Here is a 17,896-nt window from a genome sequence, read left to right on the forward strand (position 1 = left end):
AGACATAAATCTTAAAATATTCTGTGTTTGCAAAATTGGTATTTTTGATTACCTAATTATTGCTAAAAATTAAATACCTAAGCACAACTATTTACACAATGCATGATTTGGTTAGGTATTAGGTAAAAGCTCAAAGGCTTTATTTTCGCCCGCATTAGCTGACACCGATAACCTATCTCAAGCATGGAATTAATTTTGTACAATTACTAAATTATGACGACAAGCAAAATATTTTCGACAGATCGACTCGAATCTTCTTTACAGACTCCTTCTTTATCAGTTTTACATCTAGTTGGTTCTGCTGTCTCCCAATTTTACTACAAATTGTCTCTGATCTATGCACGGGAAGTAGTGCAACCAGCAAAGGTAAGAAGTTATTACGCCGTAGTGCATCCCGATGGTTTATGGCAACTTGGTGAATCTTTAGACAAACTATCTGCTAAAATACCTTTTCCAACAGCGATCGCTCGATTACCTCAAGTCGATGTAGTTGTGCCTCATATGTTTTGTTTTCCTGGAATGACTAGTTATCGAGCCTTGTTTGAAGATATTGTAGGTATTCCTGTAGTAGGTTCTAGAGCAGAGTGTAACGCATTAGCTACTAATAAATCTCATACCAGAAACATCGTATCATCTGTAGGCGTTCGGATCGCAAAAGCACAGCAATTTAAAAGAGGCGATAGTTTAACTATCAATTTACCCTTTGTCGTCAAACCAAATTCTGAAGATAATTCGATGGGGATAACTCTAGTCAAACAAGAATCTGAAATCGAAACTGCTTTGCAAATAGGGTTTGAATATGATGATGTTTTGTTAATAGAAGAATACATCCCAGGTAGAGAATTGCGCGTTGGTGTAATCGAAAAAGAAGAGGAATTATACGTTTTACCTGCAATTGAATATTTATTAACCGAAGACAAACCAATTAGAACTGTAGATAGTAAACTAGGCACTAAATCTGATGGAATGCTCTTCAGACAACCAGTAAATATTGCTTGTCCAGCTAAAATATCTCCCGAATTATGGGATAAACTAGCTGAAGCAGTCAAAAATGCTCATTGTGCTTTAGGATGTCGCGATTATTCCCTCTATGATTTTCGCATCCATTCAGAAACTCAAGAACCCTATCTGCTAGAATCTTGTTCTTTTTGGTCGTTTATCAATGCTAGTGTATTGTCGAGAATGTTAGAAGCAGACAATCAAAAATTAGAAGAAGTAGCATTAATGTTATGGAACAATGCAGCCAAACGAACCCGTGTAGCTTGTGGTTCTTTATTTAAATATACTAACGCTGATCATAATTAATTTTTTCTACTCAATTAAAGCAAATTGCTTTTAAGATAGGCCAAGAAAGAATAGAGTACAAAGAAAGATTAGGACGTTATAGTTATCTCCTAGTCTCCTCGTCAGCTACAACATCTAGTTGTTTCAACAAACCTAAGATCAAACTGTTCCAAGAAGAAACACTTTAAGCAGTTTATGTTCTTGTGTATCAGTTAAAATTGCCATTTGTTTGACAAAATTAAGTTCAATAACGTGACGGTAAGATAATGGTACAGTACGAATTGAATTCAAAGGAATATCAATCAACGTAGGAGAATGCTCAACTAAAAGACCGAATATCTCTTCTGTTTGCGTCATGGTTAAAATTAAAAAACGTTGTAGACCACAAATTTTTTCTATTTCATTTCCTTCTTCGAGATGATTTAATTTGTATAGTAAATCTACAACTGTGATCGTTCGATCTTCTAAATCGACAATGCTAATACCTTCTTTACTGGGGCTGTTAATCGGGGGACAGGGAAGAATTTTAATCACAGCCTCAATTGGAAGAGCAAACCAATAATCTTTAATCGAAAAAATAATTGCTCGTAAGCTAGCTTGAGCAGAATCGGTTTTGTTAAACAACCTCTGGCGAGGAGAAAACAGATTGAGCATAAAAATAGAACCTATAAATATAAAATAATTAAAATCAAATCTGAGAAAAATTGATTAGTTGAGCAAGAGTTTCTAAAAGTTCTTGATTAGAATAGGGTTTGGTTAGGTAAAATTTAGCTCCCAATGACAAAGCAGTTTGACGGTGTTTGGGAGAGCTACGACTAGTAAGCATAATTATGGGAACTTGAGATAAGCTACTGTCATTACGGCAATAATCAAGAAACTCAAAACCATTCATGACTGGCATTTCGACATCACAAATTACCAAAGTGATTTCGGGATTTTCTTTAAAGTAAGCGATCGCTTCTTGACCGTTTCCTGCTTGGATTACTTGATAACCACCTTTTTCTAGGGTAAGTTTTAAACTTTGTCGTTGAACCACTGAATCTTCTATGACCAAGATTTTAGGAACTTCAGCAGCATTTGAAATAGTTGTATTGTTTGATTTTTTAATTGCTTCTGTTAGCATTAATAAATTTGGTTGAGAAGCAAAAACAGGTTTTAAACTAGTGTTTACTTTGACCGCAGAACTAGAAATTACATTGCTTCTTTGAGCGTCAGCAACTAATTCGACAGGATTAATTACTAAAGCAAGACTACTATCGCCTAAAACGCTATAACCTTGAATGTAATTCGGTAAAGCAACTATATTACCAAGAGTTTTAATAACCAATTCTTGCTCAGTTAAAATCTGTTCTACTTTTAAACATAGTTTTTGGTTGTGAATCTGTAACATCAACAAAGGCTGAAACTGATTTTGTTGCTTGAGAGGAAAGAAACTAAGCACAGAACCATCTTTTTCCGAAACAAGAGGATACTCATACTGAAGTAAATCAGCAAAAGCACAAATAGGAATAAGTTCTGGATTACTTTCATTGCCCCAACGCAAAAATGTTTGTTTTTGTCCGCTTAAAGTAGTTTGAGTGTGGATTTGTTGTGGTAAAGGTAAAATAATCTGGTTAATTTCTGTAGATAGAAGAGCGTAAATGATATTTTGATTTTGACAAAGCAATAAACGAGCAGTAGTTAAAGAAAGAGGCAATTGTAAAACAAAAGTTGTTCCTTGACCTAATACAGAACGTACAGAAATAGAGCCTTTAAGAGCTTGCACCTGATTCCACACTACATCTAAACCAACACCGCGACCGGATAAATCAGTCAGGGTTGAGGCTGTCGAAAATCCTGGTTTAAATAAAACTTCGATTAGTTGAGCTTCTGAAGCATTAGCAGCTTCTAAAGGAGTCATGATTTGGCTTGCGATCGCTTTAGCACGAATGCTTTCCCAGTTTAACCCGCCTCCGTCATCTTGAACTTCAATAGTAGTCAAATTGCCTTGGTGATAAGCGCGAATATTAATTTGTCCAGTTTCTGATTTTCTTTGTTGAAGGCGAACAGAAGTAGATTCTAATCCGTGAGCATAGGCATTCCGAATTAGATGAAGTAGAGGGTCATAAAGTTTTTCTGCGATCGCTTTATCTACCATTACTTCTGTACCTCTCAACTTGAGAACGGCAGGTTTACCATGCGTGGCAACGAGTTGTTGTAAAAGGCGCGGAAACCGATTGAATACCGTACTCAAAGAAACCATTCTTGCTTGAAATAGTTCTTCCTGAGCGTGATTAAGGAGTTGTTTACGTTTACTGATCTGAAGATGACTTTGCTGAGACACTTTTTCGATTGTTTCGATTCGCTGACCCAGTTGCATGACGCTTTCTGCTAAGGTTTGGAGTAAAAGATGCAGTTCGCTGTAAACATCCATCTCCAAAACATCAAATTGAGATACCTTCTGCTGAGGAGAAGAGAAAGACGAAGATGGCAAAAATACTCCCAAAGCTTGTTTTTTTTGTAGAGAATAAGAATGAAGTAAATATTTGTCAGACCAATCCTGTATGCGAGAAAGCTGTTGTTGACAAAGACGAAATTGCTCCAAGGCTTCTACAGTAAAACGTTGTAATCGCTCAGATTGTAAATTTTGTTGATTTTCTTTAATAAAAAGTTCCCCTATCGTATGATTAAGCCGATCAAGTTGCTCAATTGCCACACGTATACTAGGAAGTGTTTTCACTATCTGGGGAGAAGGATTTACAGAAGTTGCTTCAGCATTATTAGTAGTTTCAGCAGCAAAAATTGAAGGTTCTGTTTTACCTGTCCAAATTGACTGAAGAATTTGATCGAGCGGAGAATATTTAGCTCTAGTTTCTACTAACTCTGCTGTTGGCAAAATACTGTTTTCAATAACCGTCTCAGCTTCTGATTCTATTGGTTGTTCTAGCAGAGTAAAATCTGACTCCAAATTGTTAGTAGTATTTACCATAACTAGTTCAGCATTTTCTACTTCTACAATAGAGTCAAGATAAGGAACAATTGCCTCAACATCTAAATTGCAAGAGGGTGTTAGAGATTCTGTCCATTGACGTAGTTCGCTCTTGACTTCACCACCGCGATCGCGCTCTCCTGCTACAATCGAGGTCTTAGCTTGGGTAAAATTTTCTAACGCTGCCTGAGCAATGGGGATGACTTGATCGGGGTGTTGTGCTAATGCCTGAAGAACGGTTTGAGCAATTTCCTGTAATCCTGGTAAACTATAGGAAGCTCCCAAATCGATCAAAAACTCTGCCTGAGAGCGAAGCAATTCTTCGATCTGCTGGGGTTCGTTATTAGCAATAACTGCTGCTAGTTGTTCTAGCTCTTGAGGAATAGTTTCGGTAAAAATTGAGCCAACTACATCAAAACCAAGTTCTTCTGAAGAAAAAATGGGTGCTTCTCGCTCTAAAAAATCTCCTAGTCTAGTCCTTAATTGCTCAAAAACTGCGGTGGTTTGTTCTAAGACTGCAATTTCATCAAAAGCAAAATCAGCTAAAGTAGCGGATAAAGGAGTACGCAAACATTCATAACCTTCCAACAACAGCGAACCTAATTCAGGGTCAATTTCTAGTTCAGGAGAATATAAAGCTTCAAAAACATCCTCCAATTGGTGAGCAATAGCCTGAATAGTTTCTAACTCAATGCTAGCAGCACTTCCTTTAAGAGTATGAGCGCTACGCATTAAAGTATGAACTTTATCGACCGTTTTTTCCTCTAACAAACTAATTAAAGTCTCTTCAATTGTTTTTAATAAGTCTGGAACTTCAGCCAGAAAGTATTGGTAAAGTTCCTCTCTCTCATCTGAATCGATACTCATAACAATAATCCTGATTAATCTACTATGAACTGACTGACGCTAGTTTGTAGTTCTTGAGAAGTTGTCAATAGTTCTTGAAAAGATTGAGAAATTACAGTTGAACTTTCAAGAGTATTTTGTGCCAGTGTAGAAACTTCGGTCATAGCTTGCGTTAAGCTTTGAGACTGCTGACTTTGAGTCATAGTTGTTCGAGAAATTCCTTCTACAAGTTCGCTAATCTGATTAGTAACAGTAACAATTTCACTCAGACTTTGACGAGTTTCGTTGACCAAATTAGACCCCTGAACTACCTGAGTAATACCAAGCTCCATCGTTTCAGTTACTTCTTTGATGCCAAGTTGAATTTCGTCAACCAATCGTTCAATTTCTGTGGTTGCGTTAGCAGATTGATAAGCTAATGAACGAACTTCATCGGCTACAACAGCAAAACCTTTACCATATTCGCCAGCACGGGTTGCCTCGATCGCTGCATTTAAAGAGAGTAAATTAGTTTGAGTAGCAAAGTTTTCAATTAAATTGACTACCTTAGAAATCTTTTGCGAAGCTTCACCAAGACGTTTAATTTTTTTAGCTGTTTCAGAGACAGTTTCTCGCATCTCTAAAATACTGTCTACTGTTCTTTCCATTAATAAATCACCACTATTAACAGTGCGGTTGGCTTCTTGAAGTGCCTGTTCAACTTTTTGAGCATTAGCTGTCACTGCCTGAGTGGAAGAAACCATGAGTTGTAGTTCTTGTAAAGCTAGTTGTAAACGCTCTACCTGCTGTTGAGCTTCGCTAGATAATTTAGTCACTGATGTAGTATTATGATCAGAAGTCTGACTAACGCGATTGGCAGTTAGCTGAACCTGCCTGACTAACTCCCGCATAGTTTGAATAGTAGTATTGTAGCCATCAGCGATCGTGCCAATTTCATCATCAGATAAAGGAGCTCGAACGGTAAGATCTCCAGAGAAAGAAGGCTCTAAAGCACGAAGAACTTTTAAAGCTCCTTGTTGAAGCTTTTCTCTTTCGGTTCGTTCTCGTTCAGCGACTTCGCTCAACTGCTGTTCTTGAGAGCGTACCTGCACAAGATAGGCTGAAAGTTGTAGAGTAACACCAATTTGAGTAGCAACCTGCTCTAAAATTGCCCGTTCAAAAACTTCCCAATGACGAACACGATCATTTTGATAAATTCCTAAAAGTCCCCAGAGCTTTTCTCCCTGGAAAATTGGCGCGATCGCATAAGCTTTAGTACCCCATTGCTCTAAAAGCTCTAAGTGGCATTGGTTATAATCTTCTTGATAAATATCGTTTACCATAAGAGTCTCACGGCGAACATAACGTCCTCCTTGAGTTTCTTGAAGATAAGTATCTCTAACCTGAGCTAGTTCCGTTCCAACTAGCTTTAACCAATTACTGCCCACAGACTCAACGATGAATTCTCCTGTCCAGTCAGGATAAAAGCGAAAAACTCCAACTCGGTCTAACTTCAACACTTGACGCAGTTCGCTAGCAGCAAAGTTTAAAATAGTATTGGTATCGGTACTTTCTCCAGCTAGTTCGGCTAAACGACTTACCAATCGCGCCGAAAATTGCACAATCGCAGTTTCTCTTTCGTTGCTTTGTACTAATTCGTGATCGTGCTTGTGAATTTTTTCTAGCAATTGTGCTTGTTGCACAGCTACGGCTAATTGGTTGCCAATCTGCATCATCAAATCAATTTCCGATTGATGCCAGTGACGAGAACTGGAGTTTTGATAAGAAGCAAACAAACCCCACAGTTTCTCTCCTTGGAAAATCGGGACAATTAAATAAGCTTTAGCTTGATATTTTTCTAACAACTCTACATAACAGGAGGAAAAATCTTGGCTATAAATATCCTCTACCGCCGAAAATCTTTGCCCCCTAACATATTCTCCTCCTTGAGTGTCGCGCAAAAAGCTATCCGGTTCATCATTATTTTGTTCAACCAACAAAGACACCCAACCGCTACCTACCGATTCAGCGACAACTTTTCCACTCCAATCAGAATTAAATTGATAGATTACAGTTCGGTCTGCTTGTAGCAGTTTTCTTACTTCTTGAGTAACCGTTTTAAAAATAGTACTTAATTCCGAACAGTTGCGAATTTTTTCCAAAACTTTATTACAAGTTTTTTCCCTAAGAGCATCATGTTCTCGCCCTGAAACTATTTCTGTATAATGAATGGCTAAACTTAGTTCTTTAATGATTCGCTCGACTAAAATAATATCCGTTTCTTGCCACTGACGAGGGCGATCGCATTGGTGTATCACCAACAAACCCCAAACCCCTTCAGAGTCAACCTGTGCTGTATTAGTTTTTAGCAAAATTGGCAAACTCAAAGATGCTTTAACTTGAAATTTTTCTAGCAATTGCATCTGATAAGGAGTAAGTCTAGTTTGGGCAAGATCTTTAATGGTTACTATTTGGTTTGAGTAATCTGCTGCTTGTTGAGCGCCAAAAACCAAACAAGGAAGATTTTCTTTCCAACTAGGAGTCCAACCTGAAACTAAAGATTCAGCTATTACTTGACCACTAGTACTATTGTTGAAGCGATAAATCAAAACACGGCTAGCTTGTAAATCCTCTCGAAGGGCTGCTACTGTTGTATTTAATAAGCTGTCGCGCTCAGTTAATTGATGAATTTGCTGGCGAATTTTTTCAAAACGAATTTGCTCTTGTTTAAATAAACTAGTTTCTGTTGTTTGTGACCAATCAGTTTGAATTGGAGAATCTTGATTTGATTGTTGAGATTCTAATACTTTTGCTTCTTTTAAATATTTGTCAGCAGTTTGCTCTACGTTCGAGATTGATTCCATAGATACTTCATCTGGTTTATTCATAAAACACCTTTTTGTTTGGTAGTTAATAGCTAAAAAAATTACAGCGATTTTTAGTGGAATAGAACACACTTAATCAACTTTTTTCATCTGCTTTTTGCCTGCTGCCTGATATCAATGATGTGGTTCAAAACGGATCGAGTCTGCTTAAACTTCGTCTACTAGGCACGAAAACCGCTGGAAATAAAATTAAGTTTGCAAGACAGTAGTAATCGCTCGAACATCTAAGAGCATTAAAGAATTTCCGTCAGCATCAAGAAAATAACCTTGTAAAAAACCATGTAATGGTTCAAGCGAACTGAGTTGGGAAACGCTACAACAAAATTGACGCTCATAAATTTCAATTCCTTTAATTTGCTCAACTAAAAGCCCGATCTTATGGTTGTGGTTTTCTAACTCCACCAGCAGTACCATGCCAGATTGAGGCATAGGCGATCGCCGACTCCAATGTACTGCTCCTAGTAAATTTGCTAAATCTATGATCCAAATTGCCTCTCCTTGCCAATTCATTATTCCTAATAAAAACTCTGCTATTTGAGGAACTGGCAAAATTTCTTTAAGAGTTACATCGACTACTCCACGCAAATCTGAGAGGGAAACTAAAGCATTAATTTCTGTATTAAGACTAAATTTGAGAAATCTTTCGCCATTTTGCTGCAATCTATTGCCAAACTGAAGCATTTCTTCGCTGTTTGCCAGTGAAGTAAAAGCCTTGGTTGCTGGAAGCAAAGTTTTCTTATTTGATAAATTCATTGACTGTCTGTAGTAATGTAGTTTCATCTACTGGTTTGGTCAAATAAGCATCAGCACCGCTCATTTTGCCCCAAGTTTTATCAACTTCCTTATTTTTGGTTGAACATATTACGATGGGAATTGTTTGAGTTTCTGGGTTGGCTTTAAGTTTTCGACAAAGCTCAAAGCCACTCAATCCAGGTAAAATTACGTCTAATAGAATAAGATTGGGTTTTTGTCTTTTTAATATCAGTTGGGCTTCTTCTCCACTACGAACCCCAAGCACAGAAAATCCTTTTTTTTCTAACAAGCTAGTCAACTTTTCTGTCTCTACTAGACTATCTTCAACTAAAAGAACTTTATTCATAATTCAGATTTATTTTTTTATGGCTAAAAATTTGTCAAGAATGTTCAGAACTAATTCGGACTCTACTGGTTTAGAAAGAAAATCTGTTGAACCGACTAACTTGGCTCTCATGCGATCGACTAGACCATCTTTACCTGTTAAAATCACAATTGGGATATTTTGAAGGCTTGGAGTTCGCCTAAGTTGAGCGCAAAGTTCGTAACCATTAATGATGGGCATTAACAAATCTAAAAAGATGAAGTCAGGCTTATTTTTTAACAGTGTCGGGATTACCTTAATCGGCTGCTGAATACAAATAAAGCGATAACCTTGTTTAGTAATAATTTTTTCTAAAGCCTGACAGATCAAAGGACTATCATCAACACAAGCTATTAAAGGTGATTTTTCTAAGGAATTTGAGTTGGCAGTGTTTTCTTGCTCAATAACTTGAAAGTCAGAGCTTTTAACGATAGGAACACTAGAAAAAGAAATCACACCTAGATCGACTAATGGAATCAGGGATTGAGTTAAACTAACGATGTTTTGCCGACTTTTAAGTGCTAAATCTCTTAGATTTTGTGTTCCATTGATTAAGGAAATAACTTGTTGTTGTTCCCTAGAAATAATTTGTTTTTGGAGTTGTGTTGGTTGTTGAATGATGGGAAATAAGTTGGGTGAATAAGCTCCCAATCCCACACCTTGCCATTGCTGCCAAGCTTTGGTAGCTTTTTTGAAAATTATTTCTGTTTCTATAAAAGGTAAAAGCAACCCCAACTTGCTATTAGGATCGTTAAAATTAATTTCAAAAGATAAGCGATCGCGAGTTTGATTAATATATTGAAGAATATCAAACAACACTTCAATTGCTACATTGATCATCAAGCTAGTAAGCTGCGTTTTTTGAATTAATTGCTTTCTTTGTAGCTGTACTAAAAACTCACATTCTTTATTTTTTGAGGTTTGAGATTCAAATTTTTTCAATTCAGTTTTAACAATTTCAGGACAACAAAACGTCAACTGTCGCTGAAATCGATTCTCTAAATTGCTTTCGCCAGTGCTCCAACTTAAACGTCCAAGACGAAAATTTAATGTCCAACTCAAATCTGTAGTGGTCTTGACTTTTAAACTTCCGCTATAAGCTGTTTCTTTTAACTGTAACAACTTAAATTGCAATAAATTAGATGTTATATTTTCTGAGCTTAAATCTGGCTCTAGTTGCTGCATTATAATCTCCTCATATTTATTTACTCTAGTTAATCTCAAACCAAGTAAATTAATATATTTTTTCTTTCTATTTATAATTCCCAAATATTTAAAAAAAATATCAACTTAAGCGCACATTTTTGAGTTTAAAATTTAAACCAAAATATTGCTCAAGCATTAAAAAATCTAATGTTAAATTAAGTAACAAATAATTTAAAGGAATTGAAAAATTAGTTAAAAATAAGCTTAGTTTTGAGCCTAAAAATTTTTATTTTAATTACTGTTAGTCTAGGTATTATTGCTGGTTTATTATATTTATTTTCAATAAAAGATTTTAAATTTGTTATGAAGAAGAGATAAGATTTAAATATTTAAATTGAATAAGAAAAAATTACTAGTCACCAAATATAATTTGAAATAAATTTGTTTTATTTATCTATTTTTGATTACGTTACTTCAAGATGTAATATGTATAGCAGTACATTTTTAGGTTAGAACATCATGATCTTGCTCTAAAAACAACAAATAACTTTTTTTAGAGCTACTGATTAAGGATTAAAAGCGCGATCGCTTCTGCGCCTCGCTCCTGGGCGAGATCGCGCTATTTAACTATTGATTGCTCAGATGCAGTGAACGCAGGTACTGCCGAGATTCTTCAGTTCCTTTCCCATTCGAGGAGTTTATCCTCGAGCAAAGCGAAGGATTCAGAACGGGTGTACCGTTCACTTGAAATTAAAAGCGATCGCTTTTGACTAATTTAATTCAAAGCTTCTGCTGTATCAGGAGAATTGGCAAGTGCAGCTAATCGCTCTTGTTGATCTTGAGAAATACAAGATTGAATCATGTCTTCAATATTACCTTCCAACGCACTGGCTAAAGCAAAATTTTGTCCTAATCTATGATCAGTAACACGATTATCTTTGTAATTATAAGTACGAATTTTTTCTGAACGCGCTCCCGTTCCTACTTGAGATTGTCTTAAACCTCTAACTTCTTGTTGTTGTTCGGCTAACTTCATATCGTATAATTTAGCTCGTAAAATTTGCATCGCTCGTTCACGGTTTTGTAGTTGCGATCGCTCTTCGGTACAAAAAATTCTAATTCCTGTTGGTTTATGAATTAAATCGACTGCCGTTTCTACTTTGTTCACGTTTTGTCCACCTGCACCACCGGAACGAGCAGTTTTCAATTCAATATCTTTGGGATCGATTTGTACTTCTACTTCATCGACTTCTGGCATAATTGCTACTGTAGCAGTAGAAGTGTGAACTCTTCCCCCTGCTTCGGTTACAGGAACTCGCTGGACTCGATGAACTCCCGCCTCAAATTTAAGCTTACTATAAACAGAATCTCCCTGAATTTCTAAAATCGCCTCTTTAAAACCTCCCATATCAGCCAAAGATTCACTGACAAGCTTGACATTCCAGTTTTGCGATTCCGCATACCGAGAGTACATTCTTACCAAATCACCAGCCCAAATACTCGCTTCATCACCACCAGTACCAGCCCGAATTTCCAACATAATATTTTTATCATCATTAGGATCGCGAGGCAGCAATAAAATTTTGAGTCTGCTTTCTAGTTGATTGATTTTTTCCTCTAATTGATCAACTTCTAAAGCTGCCATTTCTCTCATTTCAGAATCACCACCAGCTTCTTTAAAAATTTCTTTAGCACCAGCTAATTCTTCGGTTGCTTTTTTCCATTCCTCATAAGTATTTACAGTTTCTTCTAGAGAAGAACGGATTTTTGCTATTTTTTGTAACTCATCTGGATTAGTAGCAATGTCAGGATCTCCCAAACGACGAGTTAATTCTTGATAAGTTTGTTCTACCGATTTTAGTTTTTCTAATAAATAAACTTCAGCCATGATCGATAACTCCAAAATGCAATAGTTAATTGTTTTAATTGAGATTTACAGAAAATAAATACAACAAACCCAGCAGCCAAAAATGAAGCAACTGCTGGGAAAATAAAAAAAATTAATTTACTATTTTTCTTTGTTTGAATTAGAAGCGTCGGATTTACTATCAAGCATCCCATATTTCCGCAGAAAGCGATCAACTCGCCCTTCGGTATCAATGATTTTTTGAGTTCCAGTAAAATAGGGATGATTTCCAGACCAAACATCAACATTAATTTCTGGTTGAGTCGAACCTACTGTCATAACAACTTCGCCATTACAAATGACTTTCGCTTCAGGATACCAAGTAGGATGAATATCAGGTTTAGGCATAATTTCAATCTTTGTTTTATCTTCCTAAGTATAATTTTATCGTTTCGAGTATTGAGGTGCTTTACGGGCTTTGTGTAAACCGTATTTTTTACGTTCTTTAGAACGGGGATCGCGAGTTAAATATCCTTCAGTTTTAAGTGGTTGTCGATTGTTAGGGTCTTGTTGACATAAAGCTCTTGCTACACCTAGTTTAACTGCATCAGCTTGTCCAGTTAGACCACCACCATGAGCATTAACTAATATATCGTACTCGTTTTCAAAGCCTAAAGTTTCTAAAGGAGCTTTGATCCCTTGAAGATAACCGGGAATACGATTAAAATAATCTTCTCCTGGTTTGTTATTGACAACAATTTGTCCATTACCAGGTACTAAACGAACTCTAGCGATTGAAGACTTACGACGACCAGTACCCCAGTAAACTACTCGGTCTTGTGATTCTGTTGTTTGCATTATTTACCTCCGACAGGAATAGTATTGATATTTAAAACTTCTGGTTGTTGTGCTTGGTGTGGATGTTCTGAACCCGAGTAAACTTTTAACTTAGTAAATAGTTTTCTACCCAAAGAATTTTTGGGTAACATCCCTTTGACTGCTTGCTCAATAATTCTTTCAGGAATACGAGTTTGAAGTTGCTCGAAAGTTTCTACTTTCATCCCTCCAGGTCTACCAGAATGACGACGATAGAGTTTTTGGCTGCTTTTTCTCCCTGTAACCACAACTTTATCAGCATTAACCACAATAACAAAGTCACCTGTATCCATATGAGGAGTAAAAGTTGGTTTATTTTTTCCTCGTAAAATGATAGCGATTTCCGAAGCGAGACGACCTAAACGTTTCTCGGCAGCGTCAACTACATACCATTTTTGTTCTAAAGTTTCTTGAGTGGGTAAAGGAGTTTTATTCATTTTCTTGAGAATATTTAGTGGATTAGTTTAAGATATTTAGTTTAATGAGCTAGGGTAAAACTTGGTTGAGTATCGTACCAGACTTGTTTTGGGAAAGGAAATTCTGGATAACCCACTCTCAACAAGCATAACCCTTTTGCTGGGGCAGAATACTTAACTTCTTCTCTTCTTTGATTTTGCCAAAGTTCGGTAAAGTCTTCTGGCGATCGCTCTGTTGTTCCTACTTCTATCAGCATTCCTACTAATAGTCTTACCATGCCATACAAAAAACCATTAGCTTGAATCTCTAAATTAAGAAAAGAACCGTTACGATAACATTCCGCCTCTTGTATATCTACCCAAGAATGTTTTCTTTGAGAACCAGAACGTCTAAAAGCAGCTAAATGATGCTTTCCAATCAAAGGATTTAAAGCAGTTTGAATGAGAGATTCTTCTAAAGGAGTTTGGTAATAATGCCAACTGACAGAATGAACAAATAAATTAGGTTGTTTATCTGTATAGATGGTATAACGGTAACGTCGCCACAAAGCAGAAAAACGAGCGTGCCAAGTAGGGGATACTTGAGCGGAAGCTCTAATTAGTATATCTTGTGGCAATTTATTATTCAGAATTTTTGCCCATTTGACAGCAGGAATTGGACCTACATATTCAAAATGAGCTACTTGGGCTGCTGCATGGACTCCTGCATCGGTACGTCCTGCTCCATGTATTATTACAGAATGACCAACTACAGAAGCTAAAGCGATTTCTATCTCTTCCTGTACAGTTCTTTGATTAGGTTGTCGTTGCCAGCCATGAAAATTTGTTCCCAAATACTGAATTACCAAAGCAACTCTTTGGACCGAATCAGGATTTTTAATCAAATGTTGTTGATGATTAATCATCCCTCCTCAATCCATTTACACTAACTCGATAATTGCCATTTCTGCGTTGTCTCCTCGACGACGCTTGGTTCTGACAATTCGAGTGTAACCTCCAGCGCGATCGCTATAACGACTATTGACTTCTCTGAATAGTTCGCTAACTAAATCTTTATCGTAAAGATAAGCTAGAGCTTGTCTTCTAGCTGCTAACGAACCATTTTTTGCCAAGGTGATCATTCTTTCAACTTCTTTGCGTACTGCTTTGGCACGAGTTAAAGTTGTAGTAATTTGACCATTACGGATAATTTCTGTTGCTAAAGAACGCAACAATGCCCGCCGTTGATCGGCTGGCAATCCCAATTGTGGAACTTTACATCGATGACGCATTCCGAGTTATCTCCTTTATGTTTTAGCTGATTTTTCTTGAGGTAAAGTAATTCCCAATCGTTTACGTAAGGCTTCAATAACTTCATCTGCCGATTTTTGACCAAAGTTTTTAATTTCTAAGAGGTCTTCTTGGGTATAATCCAACAAATCTGCCACAGAATTAATTTGCGCCCGTTTCAGACAGTTATAAGCTCTAACGGAAAGTTGTAGTTCTTCAATGGGAATTTGACTAGTAGGATCTTCGTCTTCAATATAGTCGTCTTGAATCTCTTCTAAAGTTAAGTCTTTTAGAGGATTGAACAAGTCTACTACTATTCCTGCTGCCTGAGATAGAGCTTCTTCAGGCTTGATACTGCCATTAGTCCAAATTTCAAGCATCAGTCTTTCTCTGATTCCTGAACCATCTACGCGAGCATCTTCAACGCTGTAATTGACTTTAGTAACAGGCATAAAGACAGCATCAATTTGCAGAAAATCTAAAGAGCTTCCTTCTTCTCTACCTCTTTCAACCGCTCGATAACCTTTGCCTTTTTCAATCCGAAATTCCATCTCTAAGGTTGCTCCTTCGGCTAAAGTAGCAACATATTGATTAGGATCGACGATTTCGATTTCTGAAGGCACATCGAACTGACCAGTGGTTACTGTTCCAGGTCCGGTCGCGACCAAACGACCAATTTGGGGCTGATTGGTGTAGCTTTTGAGGACAATTTCTTTCATGTTTAGAATAATTTCTAAAACGTCCTCTCTTACTCCTTCAATCGTGGCAAATTCGTGGGTAGCAAAACCAAACTTATGTTCTTGTCTGTTTTCATCTTTTGCCATTCCCCCACCAATCCGAATTGCTGTGACAGCAGCCCCCTCTAAATTTGACAATAAAACTCTTCTTAGAGCATTGCCTAATGTAGTCCCTTGACCACGTTCGAGAGGTTCGAGAACAAATTTGCTATACTGATTTTGATTTTTTAGAGTCTTAGACTCAATACATTCGATTTGAAATTGCGCCACAGACTGACCTCCCTTCTGCTTGACAGCGAACTGTAAACAGCACGAATTACTACTGAATTACTAACCTGGTGCTGGTACTGTTATACCCTACGTCTTTTTGGTGGACGACAGCCGTTATGAGGAATAGGGGTAACATCACGAATTAGAGTAATTTCTAAACCAGCAGCTTGAATAGCTCTAATCGCTGTTTCTCTGCCTGCCCCAGGTCCGCTGACCATAACTTCTATTTGGCGCATTCCTTGTTCCATCGCTCTTTTAGCTGCACTATCAGCAGCAGTTTGGGCAGCAAAAGGAGTTCCTTTTTTAGCCCCTTTAAAACCACTAGACCCTGCTGATGCCCAAGAGACAACATCTCCTTTCGTATCAGCAATAGTCACAATTGTGTTATTAAAAGTAGATTGAATGTGGGCAACTCCGTTAGGAACATTCTTTTTTTGTTTTTTTGCGCCGCTTTTTTTCTTTGGTTGCGCCATATTACTTCGCTATTGTAGTTACTAAAATCAATTGAACTAAATTGGTAATTATTTTTTGCCTGGGGGTTTTTTCTTGCCTGCGACAGTCAATTTTCTACCACGACGAGTACGAGCGTTAGTACGAGTTCTTTGTCCTCTTACTGGTAAACCCATGCGGTGACGACGACCACGATAAGTCCCAATATCTACTAAACGCTTAATGTTCATTGCTTCCCAACGTCTCAAATCTCCTTCGACTTGATAGTTGGTTTCAATATGCGATCGCAAGGTAGCGACATCTTCATCAGATAGATCTCTGACCCTAGTATCAGGGTTAACCCCCGTTGCTGCTAATATTTCTTGAGACCGCGATAAACCAATCCCGTAAATATAAGTCAGCGCGACTTCAACACGCTTGTCACGGGGGAGGTCTACGCCAGAAACTCGTGCCACGTTTTTTTTCTCCCTATTGGTTTTGTTACTACTAATCTTTTATTGTCTTGGTCAAAAATAACTAACCCTGACGTTGCTTATGTTTCGGATTATTACAAATCACCATGACACGACCGCGACGACGGATGACGCGGCATTTTTCACACATTTTTTTTACTGATGGTCTAACTTTCATGCCTAATTTTGGCAACACTGCAAGCTTATAATTTTATTTATATTTTGCTCTTATGTCAAATGTTATTATCCCGCAAATGATGATAATATCACTTCAAATATCTGCAATTTATTTATTTTTTAAGCGATAAGTAATTCTGCCTTTGCTCAGGTCATAGGGAGTTAATTCTACTTTAACTCGGTCTCCAGGCAAAATTTTGATATAATTACGCCTAATCTTACCCGAAATATGAGCAAGAACATTAAATCCATTATCTAAATCAACCCGAAACATAGCGTTAGGAAGAGATTCAGTAACTGTCCCCTCCATTTCAATCAAATCTTGTTTAGCCAAAGTTTTTTCCTCCGTTAGTTCAAAACTGTTACCTTTGATTGGTAATAACAGTAAAAATAATCGCACAGATATAAATTCTAGCCTGTTTAATAAATCTTATCAAAAGGCTAGTCCTATTATTTATTATTAATGCCTAGCTAAACTTAACTATCCATTACACTTCTTAATAAAGAAGTAACATTTTCCAAATTTAAATCGCCATTGACAACTTTAAGCAAATCACGCCGACGGTAGAAGTCAATTACTGGAGCAGTTTGTTCGCGATAAATTTCCAAGCGACGGCTAATAGTTTCTTTATTATCGTCTTTTCTACCTCTAGCTAGCATTCGCTCAATTAAAACTTCATCAGGCACTTCTAAATTCAAAACAAAATCGGCTGATAAATTTATTTTTTGTAAAAGTTTTTCTAAGAAAGCAGCTTGACTGACATTACGAGGAAAACCGTCTAAAATCCAGCCTTTTTCTGTATCTGATTGACCTAAACGTTCTTCTATAAGGTCAAGCATCAATTCATCTGGGACTAATTCCCCTCGATCCATATAACTCTGAGCTTTTTTTCCTAAAATAGTTTGTTCTTTAACTGCTTGTCTAAGAATATCGCCAGTGGAAATATGGGGAATATGATAAAGCTTAGATAAAATTTGAGCCTGAGTGCCTTTTCCTGCGCCAGGTGGTCCTAAAAATATTAATCTTTTCACTATAATTGTTACACGGCTATCAAAAGAGCTTGGGTAAAAAGGTTAAAGACTAAAACAGTTGAATAAGTTTTTAATCTTGCCCTTTTCCCTTGTACTTTCTTAGTTTGGTGTCCTCCAAAACCTTTTATTTACTAAACTAAGGTTTC

At 37.0% G+C, this 17,896-nt stretch carries 19 protein-coding genes; 1 reads left to right on the top strand and 18 read right to left on the bottom strand.

The window, feature by feature from the left end:
* The first annotated feature begins 213 nt into the window (after positions 1–213).
* Positions 214–1,305 (top strand): D-alanine--D-alanine ligase family protein, encoded by a 1,092-nt coding sequence (locus STA7437_RS19970; RefSeq protein ID WP_015195196.1) that lies wholly within the window; start codon positions 214–216, stop codon positions 1,303–1,305.
* Between the two features lie 138 nt (positions 1,306–1,443).
* Here the strand turns inward: STA7437_RS19970 and STA7437_RS19975 are convergent, their stop codons facing one another.
* The 18 genes from STA7437_RS19975 to STA7437_RS20055 form a co-directional block, all read right to left on the bottom strand.
* On the bottom strand, positions 1,444–1,938 hold the full coding sequence (locus STA7437_RS19975) for a chemotaxis protein CheW (protein WP_015195197.1): 495 nt from the start codon (positions 1,936–1,938) through the stop codon (positions 1,444–1,446).
* 34 nt (positions 1,939–1,972) lie between these two features.
* Complete coding sequence (locus STA7437_RS19980; protein ID WP_015195198.1) at positions 1,973–5,119, bottom strand: hybrid sensor histidine kinase/response regulator; 3,147 nt, start codon at positions 5,117–5,119, stop codon at positions 1,973–1,975.
* 14 nt (positions 5,120–5,133) lie between these two features.
* Positions 5,134–7,965: a GAF domain-containing protein gene (locus STA7437_RS19985; RefSeq protein WP_015195199.1), complete on the bottom strand. Its 2,832-nt coding sequence runs from the start codon at positions 7,963–7,965 to the stop codon at positions 5,134–5,136.
* A 186-nt stretch (positions 7,966–8,151) separates the two neighbouring features.
* A complete protein-coding gene (locus tag STA7437_RS19990) occupies positions 8,152–8,715 on the bottom strand; it encodes a chemotaxis protein CheW (RefSeq protein ID WP_015195200.1) in 564 nt (187 codons plus the stop codon).
* Positions 8,699–9,061 carry a response regulator gene (locus tag STA7437_RS19995; RefSeq protein WP_015195201.1) on the bottom strand — a complete coding sequence of 121 codons (363 nt, stop codon included), beginning with the start codon at positions 9,059–9,061 and terminating at the stop codon, positions 8,699–8,701. Before STA7437_RS19995 ends, STA7437_RS19990 begins: the two co-directional genes overlap by 17 nt.
* Before the next feature lie 9 nt (positions 9,062–9,070).
* Positions 9,071–10,264, bottom strand: coding sequence for a response regulator (locus STA7437_RS20000; RefSeq protein WP_015195202.1), 1,194 nt, complete (start codon positions 10,262–10,264; stop codon positions 9,071–9,073).
* Positions 10,265–11,000: 736 nt separating this feature from the next.
* Positions 11,001–12,113 (bottom strand): peptide chain release factor 1, encoded by a 1,113-nt coding sequence (gene prfA / locus STA7437_RS20005; protein WP_015195203.1) that lies wholly within the window; start codon positions 12,111–12,113, stop codon positions 11,001–11,003.
* Positions 12,114–12,233: 120 nt separating this feature from the next.
* A complete protein-coding gene (gene rpmE / locus STA7437_RS20010; protein WP_015195204.1) occupies positions 12,234–12,479 on the bottom strand; it encodes a 50S ribosomal protein L31 in 246 nt (81 codons plus the stop codon).
* Positions 12,480–12,515: 36 nt separating this feature from the next.
* The gene (gene rpsI, locus STA7437_RS20015; RefSeq protein ID WP_015195205.1) at positions 12,516–12,929 is read right to left on the bottom strand and encodes a 30S ribosomal protein S9; all 414 of its coding nucleotides are present in this window, start codon (positions 12,927–12,929) and stop codon (positions 12,516–12,518) included.
* On the bottom strand, positions 12,929–13,384 hold the full coding sequence (gene rplM, locus STA7437_RS20020; protein WP_015195206.1) for a 50S ribosomal protein L13: 456 nt from the start codon (positions 13,382–13,384) through the stop codon (positions 12,929–12,931). Before rplM ends, rpsI begins: the two co-directional genes overlap by 1 nt.
* Before the next feature lie 41 nt (positions 13,385–13,425).
* Positions 13,426–14,268 carry a tRNA pseudouridine(38-40) synthase TruA gene (truA, locus tag STA7437_RS20025; protein ID WP_015195207.1) on the bottom strand — a complete coding sequence of 281 codons (843 nt, stop codon included), beginning with the start codon at positions 14,266–14,268 and terminating at the stop codon, positions 13,426–13,428.
* A gap of 15 nt (positions 14,269–14,283) precedes the next feature.
* Positions 14,284–14,634, bottom strand: a complete 351-nt coding sequence (gene rplQ / locus STA7437_RS20030) for a 50S ribosomal protein L17 (RefSeq protein WP_015195208.1) — start codon at positions 14,632–14,634, stop codon at positions 14,284–14,286.
* A gap of 15 nt (positions 14,635–14,649) precedes the next feature.
* The gene (locus tag STA7437_RS20035) at positions 14,650–15,639 is read right to left on the bottom strand and encodes a DNA-directed RNA polymerase subunit alpha (protein WP_015195209.1); all 990 of its coding nucleotides are present in this window, start codon (positions 15,637–15,639) and stop codon (positions 14,650–14,652) included.
* Positions 15,640–15,719: 80 nt separating this feature from the next.
* Positions 15,720–16,112, bottom strand: a complete 393-nt coding sequence (gene rpsK, locus STA7437_RS20040; protein WP_015195210.1) for a 30S ribosomal protein S11 — start codon at positions 16,110–16,112, stop codon at positions 15,720–15,722.
* Between the two features lie 48 nt (positions 16,113–16,160).
* A complete protein-coding gene (gene rpsM / locus STA7437_RS20045) occupies positions 16,161–16,544 on the bottom strand; it encodes a 30S ribosomal protein S13 (RefSeq protein ID WP_015195211.1) in 384 nt (127 codons plus the stop codon).
* A gap of 61 nt (positions 16,545–16,605) precedes the next feature.
* On the bottom strand, positions 16,606–16,719 hold the full coding sequence (gene rpmJ / locus STA7437_RS25600) for a 50S ribosomal protein L36 (RefSeq protein ID WP_015195212.1): 114 nt from the start codon (positions 16,717–16,719) through the stop codon (positions 16,606–16,608).
* 108 nt (positions 16,720–16,827) lie between these two features.
* On the bottom strand, positions 16,828–17,052 hold the full coding sequence (infA, locus tag STA7437_RS20050) for a translation initiation factor IF-1 (protein WP_041620229.1): 225 nt from the start codon (positions 17,050–17,052) through the stop codon (positions 16,828–16,830).
* Positions 17,053–17,195: 143 nt separating this feature from the next.
* Positions 17,196–17,750, bottom strand: coding sequence for an adenylate kinase (locus STA7437_RS20055; RefSeq protein ID WP_015195214.1), 555 nt, complete (start codon positions 17,748–17,750; stop codon positions 17,196–17,198).
* Positions 17,751–17,896: the final 146 nt, after the last annotated feature.

Source organism: Stanieria cyanosphaera PCC 7437 (assembly GCF_000317575.1).
Lineage (GTDB): Bacteria > Cyanobacteriota > Cyanobacteriia > Cyanobacteriales > Xenococcaceae > Stanieria > Stanieria cyanosphaera.